At 73.7% G+C, this 6,378-nt stretch carries 5 protein-coding genes; 1 reads left to right on the top strand and 4 read right to left on the bottom strand.

What is annotated here, in order from left to right:
• Window positions 1-532: 532 nt before the first annotated feature.
• The 4 genes from TR50_RS14965 to ssd form a co-directional block, all read right to left on the bottom strand.
• Window positions 533-1,315: a type II secretion system F family protein gene (locus TR50_RS14965; RefSeq protein ID WP_052441000.1), complete on the bottom strand. Its 783-nt coding sequence runs from the start codon at window positions 1,313-1,315 to the stop codon at window positions 533-535.
• 64 nt (window positions 1,316-1,379) lie between these two features.
• Window positions 1,380-2,087 (bottom strand): type II secretion system F family protein, encoded by a 708-nt coding sequence (locus tag TR50_RS14960; RefSeq protein ID WP_236654421.1) that lies wholly within the window; start codon window positions 2,085-2,087, stop codon window positions 1,380-1,382.
• Window positions 2,088-2,461: 374 nt separating this feature from the next.
• Window positions 2,462-3,724 (bottom strand): TadA family conjugal transfer-associated ATPase, encoded by a 1,263-nt coding sequence (locus TR50_RS14955; protein ID WP_084700296.1) that lies wholly within the window; start codon window positions 3,722-3,724, stop codon window positions 2,462-2,464.
• Window positions 3,721-4,890 (bottom strand): septum site-determining protein Ssd, encoded by a 1,170-nt coding sequence (ssd, locus tag TR50_RS14950; protein ID WP_084700294.1) that lies wholly within the window; start codon window positions 4,888-4,890, stop codon window positions 3,721-3,723. The genes TR50_RS14955 and ssd overlap by 4 nt, the downstream gene beginning before the upstream one ends.
• A 376-nt stretch (window positions 4,891-5,266) precedes the next feature.
• On the opposite strand from ssd, the gene TR50_RS14945 reads away from it, so the two are divergent.
• Entirely contained in the window at window positions 5,267-6,118 is an 852-nt protein-coding gene (locus TR50_RS14945; RefSeq protein ID WP_042420635.1) for an HAD family hydrolase, read from the top strand.
• Window positions 6,119-6,378: the final 260 nt, after the last annotated feature.

Raw genomic sequence — 6,378 nt, 5'->3', positions numbered from 1 at the left:
GGTGCCGACCGCGTACTCGGCCGTCGTCATGCCGTCGTCGGCGGCCAGGCACCCGAGCCGGCCTCGCACCCAACGCCGGAGCGATTGGCCCCCGTACGTCAGCCACACCTGAGCCGCGCAGGCCAGCAGTTGCACCGCGGCACCAGGACGTCGCAGGCAGATCCGCGCGAACGGCACTCCGGGGGGCGTCGTGGCGCACGGAGAGGTGGAGTAGGGCTGGGCTGGCGTACGGGGCCGTGGCGAGCGAAGCGACATCGGGCGAGCGAACTTCGTGCGGAGGGACATCGTGCGGAAGGACACCGTGCGGGGTGGCGGCGGTTCGGGCGAAGGAACCTGCGCGGCAGGCGTAGTGCTGCCCGAAAGGCGACCACCCGGCGTGGGGCCGAAGGTCGGGACGTCAGCGGAGGTGGTCATACCGGCTCCTCAGAAGGTGGGTTGACGGGTCGAAGGGATGGTGCGGCGGACCCGCGTCGACGCGGTGCGGACCCGCTCGCGCTGCGGGTCGCAGGACACAGGTCCTGTCCGCCTCGCCTCAGAGTCGGCCCAGGAAGATCCCGGCCAGGCCGGTGACCACCGGCACGACTCCGACGAGGACGAAGGCGGGCAGGAAGCAGAGACCCAGTGGTGCGGTCGCCAGGACTCCCGCGCGGCGTACGCGGGCCTGGGCCTCCCGTGCGGCCGACGCGCGTTCCGCGTCGGCGAGCCTGGCGAGACCGGCTGCGGGAGGCGCCCCGCTCGAGGCGGCTCGGGCGAGGCACCGGCCCAGCGGGGCCAGTACCGGTTCGGCCTCGCCCAGGCGCTCCCAACAGGCCTCCGGGTCGGCGCCCATGGAGAGCTGGACGGCGGCTGCCACGAGCCGCCCGGCCATCGGCTGCGGCATCGCCTCGGCGACCGCGCCGACGGCGGCGTCCGGCGGGCACCAGGAGGCCATGCAGCCCGCCAGTAGGTCGGCGGTGAGCGGCAGCTGGGATCGCAGCAGATCGGAGTCCCGTCGCCGGGCCCGCTCGGCCGGTCCAGGCGGGGTGGGCAGGAAGCGCAGGCCGAGCCCCGCCATCACGATCCCCAGCAGCCAGCCCATCGTGCCACCCAACAGGGCTGCCAATCCTGCGCCGAGCAGCACCGAGGCGGCCTTCTGCACGAGCCATTCCCGGCCCTGACGTCGTCCCACCGGCCGCCGCCTGTTGCGGGCAGGATCGATCCCGACCCGGCGGGCCCTTGTGCGGATCCGCCGATTGCGCATCCGCAGCGCCGCGCCCGAGGCCAGGGCGGTGCTCCCGCTGGCAGCGGCCGCCATGACCACCCACGCGCTGTTCATCAGGCCGCTCCGGAGAACGAAGGGACGCTGAGGGCACTGGCGGCCTGCCGCCCTCCGGTCGCTCTCATGTCGTGCCCTCCGCCGTGCGGGCGATGCGCGCCGTCCAGGCCAGCCCGGCGTATTCGAGGGCCGCTCCCACGAGCAGGCACACCAGGCCCGACGTGGTGTGCAGCAGCACGTGCAGCGGGTCGGCGCCAAGGGCCGCTCCGAGGGCCAGCCCGAAGAGGGGGAGGAGAGCCAGGAGCACCGCCGTCGAACGCGGGCCGGCCAGTTCTGCCCGGACGGAGTCCCGCAGAGCCCGCTCGGCGCGCAGACCCTCGGCGACCCGGTCCAGTCCCTCGGCCAGACCCGCCCCGCTGGCGGAGGTGACCCGCCAACAGGCGGCGGCGCCCCTGGCGCCTTCGGCTCCCGGCGATTCCGCCAGGAGGCTCAGTGCTCCGTCCACCGACCCACCGAGCCGGACCGCGGCCAACAGGGCGGTCGAATCGAGCGCATCGCCGTGCGGGAGGCCCTCAAAGGCCATCTCGACCGCCTGGTGCGGGGTCGCCCCGGTGCGAAGCTCGCCGGCCAGAGCCGCGCAGAGCTCCACCACGGCGGCTTGACGGCGCTCTCGTTCCCTGGCCACCCGCCGTCGTCGTCGCCACCGCAGCACGGGCCAGACCGCCGCGGCGCCCGCCACGCCTGGGACCGGCGACGCTGCCAGCCAGGCGGCGAGCCCTCCCGCCGGTACCAGCAGCAGCTCCACCGGCAGCACGGCCCGCAGTCGGCGCACCCTCTGCCGCCAGGGCCCGGACCGGCGCCGGGTGGCCCCGGGACACAGGCGGACGATCCGCCTGGCAGCCCTGTCCCGCCGGGCCAGCCACCAGGAGAGCCAGCCGAGCGCCCCCAACGTCGCCGCCGTCGCAAGTGCGTGGACGCCGGGCCAGGAGAGAGCGATGCCGGCCGTCCCGCTTCCGGAAGGGGCTGCCTGCCTCGGCAACCAGGCCGTCAGGACCTGCGCCGGCCACGTGCGGGCCGACCTCCCGGACGTCGGCCAGAGGCTGGCAGCCTGCCAGGCATGAACTCCGTAACGCCCCATGGGCGTGCCCGTCAGGGGCCACCCGCCCCCGCTCGGGGGGAGACCAAGCCCGGGGGGATCGACCGGCATCAGCCGGCTCCTGCCTTCGGTCGGGACCAAGGCGCCCGCAACCCGCCGCAGCGCTCGGCGAGGCGAGACCACCCGGGGCCCGGCTCCTGGCCGCCCGCGGCCGGGAACCGGACCGCCGGAAGGGCCGTGACGAGGCCGTCGTCGCCGCGTTCGAGGACGCAGACCTCGGCCACCCGGCGCTGTCCGCCGGGGCTCCGAACCAGGTGCACCACCGCGTCCAGCGCGGCGGCCAACTGGCTGTGGAGGGCGGCCCTCCCGAGGCCCGCCGTCGCCGCGAGGGCCTCAAGCCTGGCCGGCACGTCGGAGGCGGCATTCGCGTGGACCGTCCCGCAGCCGCCCTCATGACCGGTGTTCAGAGCGGCGAGGAGGTCCAGCACCTCACTGCCGCGGACCTCGCCGACGACCAGACGGTCCGGGCGCATCCGTAGCGCCTGTCGGACCAGATCCCGAAGGTCGATTCCGCCCACGCCCTCCTGATTGGGCGGTCGGCCCTCCAGCCGGACCAGATGGGGGTGGTCGGGCTGGAGTTCGGCGGAGTCCTCGACGACGACCAGGCGCTCGCCCGCGGGGACCAGCCCCAGCAGGGCGGCGAGCAGTGTGGTCTTCCCCGTGCCCGTACCTCCCGACACCAGGTAGGCCACCCGGGCGCGGACGAGGGCGTGAAGCAGCCCCGCTCCCCAGGTCGTCAGTGAGCCGGACGCCACCAACTCCTCGAGGGTGAAAGGGCGGGGGCGACTGACCCGCAGCGAGATCAAGGTGCATCCGACGGCGACCGGCGGCAGCACCGCGTGCAACCGGACCCCTTGGGGCAGCCTGGCGTCCGTCCAGGGCCGGGCGTCGTCGAGGCGGCGGCCCGCGGTGTGGGCGAGCCGCTGGGCCAGGCGGCGCACGGAGGGCTCGTCGGTGAACTTGACGTCCTTGGCGCGCTGCAGGCCGTGCCCGCGGTCGACCCACACCTCGCGCGGGCCGTTGACCAGGACGTCGGTGACCTCCGGATCGCTCAGCAGACGGTCCAGCGGACCCGCGCCGACCATCTCGGCACGCAGCTCCCGGACGATCTCCAGGACCTCCGTGTCACCGTAGGGCCGGCCCTGGGCGCGCAGCGCCGCTGCGACGCCCGTGATGGTGGGCTCCGACCCGGACTCGGCCAGCCGCAGCCGTACCGCGTCCAAGAGGGCTGCGGAAACCGCCCCGGACGGTCCGCCCGCCGTACGGCCGCCGCCCGTGTGGCTGCGGTGTCCCGTGCTCGTACTCCTCGTCATGCCGCCACTCCCCCACCGTCCGTGAGGCCGGCCCCGGCCAGAGCCTCGGTCAGAAACGCGGTACAGAACCGGCCCAGCGGTCCCTTGGGCCGGGCGCCCGGCGGGCGCCCGCACTCCAGATCGGCGGCCAGCCCCGGCTCCGGGGCCAGCTCCCCCGCCAGCGGCAGCCTCAGGCCGCGCGCGACCTCGGCTCCTGTCATGCCGCTCGGGGAAGGGCCGCGGACGACGGCCCTCACATCCGACAGGCGCATGGCCGCCGCGGCGGCCACCCGGCTCGACGCCGCCATCGCCCGTAGCTCGGCCGGCACGACCAACAGGCCCAGATCGGCCTGTTCGAGAGCCTCCGCGGCCGCGTCGTCGATGCGTCGCGGCAGGTCGAGCACCACCACGCCCCCGCGCCGCCTGGCGGCCCCGAGCACGGTGCGCACCGCCTCCACGGGGATGGTGAGCGTGTCCCCGCGGTCCCAGCTGAGGGCCGCGAGGCGGTGCAACCGGGGCAGGGACTGTTCCAACTCGACGGCGTTGACCCGGCCTCGGGAGGAGGCGAGATCGGGCCAGCGCAGCCCCACCGCCTCCTCCCCGCCGAGCAGGACGTCGAGCCCGCCGCCGAGCGGATCGACGTCGATGAGGACCGTCCGATGGCCCTCTCGCGCCGCTGTCAGGGCGAGGGCGCAGGCCAGTGTCGAGGCCCCGGCCCCGCCGCGTCCGCCCATCACGGCGACAGTGAGTGCGGGCGAACCGACGCCCTCCGCGGCGTCGGCGACCCGATCGAGCAACCAGGGCTCGCTGTCGGGCAGGAAGACGACGTGCTCGGCGCCGATGGCGACGGCCTTCTGCCAGACGGCGGCGTCGTCCAGATCGGCCCCGACGAGGAGCACGCCCGGCCGCCGAGCCAACGAAGCCATGCGTTCGGCCACGTCGACTCCGACGAGGACGAGCGTCGCGGCCTCCCATGCCTGGCGCGGCGGCGGGGCCCCGCACACGACGTGCGGAGTGGCTCCAGCGGCGGCGCAGAGCTTGAGCAGTGCCTCGATCAGCTCGTCGTCCTCGGTGACGATGAGCGGCCCGGACCGCAGCTGCCGTCCGTCGAGCGACGGGACGGACGGACCGGCGGGCGGGACCGCGGGCGGCCCGTCAGGCGGATCGGTGGGTGGGCGTGCGGCCATGTCGGCTCCCTCACGGAGTGATGGACGCGCCCGTTTCGGCGCGGACACCACAGTGCGCCGAATTCGCAAGTGACCGCTGTAGCGAGCCGCAATCTGTGGATAAACAAGGGCGTGTGGAAAACGAGGCCACACGTGGGAGTGGATAATGCGTCGAGAGGTTGACGCATCCCCCGCGTTCATCCGGAAATCGCACCGCAGCATCCGGCTGACGACATGCGACGACCCCCGCCGGGGGGGAGAGCGGGGGTCGTCCTCCACAGCCCGACTCGGGGGGGGAGGAGTCGAGCTGGGTTAGCACGGTCGCGAACGATCCGTGACTTCCATGGTGTACCCGAAGCCCTTCTCAAGCAAACCCACGCGCCGGGCCTTGAGCCGAATGGTTGGCACTTATCCTCGACTCGTGGAAAACCACCCGCAGCCCCGCCCAGCACGCCAGGCAGCCTTCTTCGACCTGGACAAGACCGTGATCGCGAAGTCCAGCGCGCTGGCCTTCAGCCGCCCCCTGTACCGGGGCGGACTGATCAATCGCCGTGCGGTGCTGAAGAGCGCCTACGCACAGTTCGTCTTCCTCGCCGGCGGCGCCGACCACGACCAGATGGAGAAGATGCGGCAGTACCTCTCCTCCCTCGCGCGGGGCTGGAACGTGGCCCAGGTCCGGGAGATCGTCGCAGAGACGCTGCACGACCTGATCGACCCGCTGATCTACGACGAGGCGGCTTCACTGATCGAGGAGCACCACGCGGCCGGCCGCGACGTCGTGATCGTCAGCAGTTCGGGTTCGGAGCTCGTCGAGCCGATCGGCGAGATGCTCGGCGCCGACCACGTCATCGCCACCCGGATGGCCGAGCAGGACGGCTGCTACACCGGAGAGATCGACTTCTACGCCTATGCGGAGAACAAGGCGGTCGCGATCCGCGAACTGGCTGCCGTCGAGGGCTACGACCTGGAGCGCTGCTACGCGTACAGCGACTCCGCCACCGACCTGCCGCTGCTGGAGGCCGTCGGCCACCCGCATGCCGTCAACCCCGACCGGGCCCTGCGGCGCGAGGCACAGGCGCGGTCCTGGCCGGTCCTGGTCTTCACCCGCCCGGTGCAACTGCGGGAACGCAGCGCCTCGCTCGCGGTGACCAGTCGTCCGATGCTGGCCGCCGCCGCTCTGGGCGCGGCCGTGACCGCGGCCGGACTGGTCTGGTACGCGGCGCGGCGCTCCGGACGCTCCGGGGCCTGACCGGCCGGGACGGAGCCGACGGACGGGTCGAGCTGCGGAAGCCCTGGGGCGGAGCACCCCGGGTGAAGCGGCAAGCCGGGTAAAGAAGTGAGCCCCCGGGTTCCGCTTCTGGCCGTTCCGCGCTACAAAGGAGGTACGGCCCGCGAGACCAGATGGAACACCTCAGACGGCGACGTTGAAAGGAACCATCGAAGCGTCAGGCCACACGGACCGCGCACAGCCTCCGAGCACCCACGGCTAGCCGACCCACGATCTGGGCC

The organism is Streptacidiphilus anmyonensis, assembly GCF_000787855.1.
GTDB classification, from domain to species: domain Bacteria; phylum Actinomycetota; class Actinomycetes; order Streptomycetales; family Streptomycetaceae; genus Streptacidiphilus; species Streptacidiphilus anmyonensis.
This window is presented reverse-complemented; position numbering and strand designations above follow the sequence as displayed.

Coding starts and splice junctions, on each gene's coding strand:
- TR50_RS14965 (WP_052441000.1), bottom strand. CDS start 1,315: ATGAACAGCGCGTGGGTGGTCATGGCGGCCGCTGCCAGCGGGAGCACC.
- TR50_RS14955 (WP_084700296.1), bottom strand. CDS start 3,724: ATGACGAGGAGTACGAGCACGGGACACCGCAGCCACACGGGCGGCGGC.
- ssd (WP_084700294.1), bottom strand. CDS start 4,890: ATGGCCGCACGCCCACCCACCGATCCGCCTGACGGGCCGCCCGCGGTC.
- TR50_RS14945 (WP_042420635.1), top strand. CDS start 5,267: ATGGTTGGCACTTATCCTCGACTCGTGGAAAACCACCCGCAGCCCCGC.